Origin of the sequence: Actinomadura fibrosa (assembly GCF_900659615.1) — a bacterium.
In the GTDB taxonomy this organism is placed as follows: domain Bacteria; phylum Actinomycetota; class Actinomycetes; order Streptosporangiales; family Streptosporangiaceae; genus Spirillospora; species Spirillospora fibrosa.
The window spans coordinates 1-1935 of sequence record NZ_CAACUY010000523.1; the positions used below are offsets into that span (position 1 = coordinate 1).

Here is a 1935-nt window from a genome sequence, read left to right on the forward strand (position 1 = left end):
TGCCGGTCCTCCTACTCCGCCGCCGAAGGACCCTAATGATCTCAAGGGGCGCGTGCGGGCGACCTCGGCGGCGACCGCCTCGAACGCCGCGCCGGTCTCGTCCGCGGCGAGGACGGTCGCGAGGGTGGACTTGACGATCACCACGCCGTACCGGGGCGAGACGTAGATCTTCTGTCCGGCGAGGCCGCTCGCGCTGAAGTCGCCCTCGTTCCCCAGCCACCACTGGAAGCCGTACCCCCGGTTGAACGGCGCGGACGGGCGGGTGGACTCGGCCACCCACGAGGCGGGCACGACCTGGCGTCCACCGGCCCTGCCGCCGTTCAGGTAGAGGAGGCCGAACCGCGCGAAGTCGCGGTCGGTCGCGTAGTAGCAGCAGTAGCCCATGGCGCTGCCGTGGGAGTCGTTGCCGAGGTAGGCCTTGGACGCCATCCCGGCGGGCTCCCAGATCTTCCGCTGGACGTAGGTGTGGTACGGGACGCCGGTCGCCCTCGCCACGACCCACGAGAGCACGAACGAGTTCATGCTCGTGTACTCGAACCGCGTCCCGGGCTCCCAGCCGCGCTTGCGCTGCTTCGCCAGCTCCGGCAGCGGGTAGCCGAGGCTCGCGGCGACGTGCACGAACGGCACGTCGGTCGTCTCGTTCCACTCGATGCCCGACGACATGCGCAGCAGGTCGCGGAGCGAGACGCCGTCGTAGCCGGACCCCTTCAGCTCCGGCAGGTACTGGGTGACGGTGTCGTCGACCGAGTGGATCGCGCCCTCGCCCAGGGCGATGCCGAACGCGGCCGAGGTGAACGACTTCGCCATGGACCACGACTGGAACAGCGTGGCCCGGTCGGCGGCGGCATAGCGCTCGAAGACGATGTCCTGGCCGTCCAGGACGACGAAGCCCTGCGTGCCGGTGCGGGCGAGGTAGTCGTCCAGCGTGTGCTTCTGGCCTTCGTAGGTGTAGGTCACCTGGAGCGGGCGGTACGCCTCGCGGAGCTCCACCGGACGGGACGAGGGGAGCAGCGGGTCGAAGCCCGCCGGGTCCTGCGCGACGGCGGCGGGCGGAGCGGGCTCACCCGCGGCGGCCGCGGGTCCCCTGGTCGCATAGGCACCGGTCGCATGGGCTCCGGTCGCGGAGACCGTGAGCGCGGGGGCCTTGGTCGCGGGCGCCGCGAGCGCGGGAGGGGCGGCCAGCGTGACGGTCACCGAGGCGGCCGCGAGTGTGAGCATCCAGGGACGGGGACGCATCGGACCTCCGGGGGCGGGATCGGTCGGGATTCCGCCCCGATCGTCCGCGAACCGGGGACCCGCGTCGAGGGCGCGGCGCAACGAAGTGCGGGACGGACCCTGAGCACGGACGCACACATTGATTTACGAGTAAAATACTTGGTAAGCTTCGGGGGTGAGAGAGATCCTGCGCGTTGGCCGGCCCGCCGACATCTGGCACAAGGCGGCGCTGAGCGCGCCCGTCGCGTTCGGCGTCCCCGCGCTGGTCCTCCTCGCCTGCGGCCGCCTCGACCTCGCGCTCTACACGTCCGCCGGGTCGCTCTGCGCCCTCTACGCCCACGGCGAGCCGTACGCCGCCCGCGCGCGCGTCCTCGGCTGGGTGATCCTCGGGATGCTGGGCGGTGTGGGGATCGCCCTCACCACCGCGGCCCTGACCGGCTCGGTCGCCGTCCGGGTAGCCGTGGCGGCGCTGCTGGCCGGCGCCTACAAGGCGGTCTGTGACGCGGCCCGTACGGGCCCGCCCGGCGGCCTGATCTTCACGTTCATCACGGCGAGCTGCGCGTTCGTGCCGCAGCGGCTGCCGGACGTCCCGGCGCACCTGGCCCTCGGCCTGCTCGGTGCCGCCGCGGCCTGGCTCGTGTGCATGGCGCCCGGCCTCGTCCGGCCGGAGGGGCCGCAGCGCATCGCCGCGGCCCGCGCGCTGGAGGCGGCCGCGCGGCT

1 protein-coding gene and 1 pseudogene are annotated in these 1935 nt (G+C 72.9%); one reads left to right on the forward strand and one right to left on the reverse strand.

Features of this window, described 5'->3' with window-relative positions; all coding sequences use genetic code 11:
- The coding region (locus E1300_RS49350; protein WP_131764133.1) for a serine hydrolase domain-containing protein at positions 1-1218 on the reverse strand (1218 nt) is incomplete at its 3' end.
- 172 nt (positions 1219-1390) lie between these two features.
- Here E1300_RS49350 and E1300_RS49355 point away from each other — a divergent pair.
- A pseudogene (locus E1300_RS49355) lies at positions 1391-1935 on the forward strand (FUSC family protein); the annotation flags it as partial.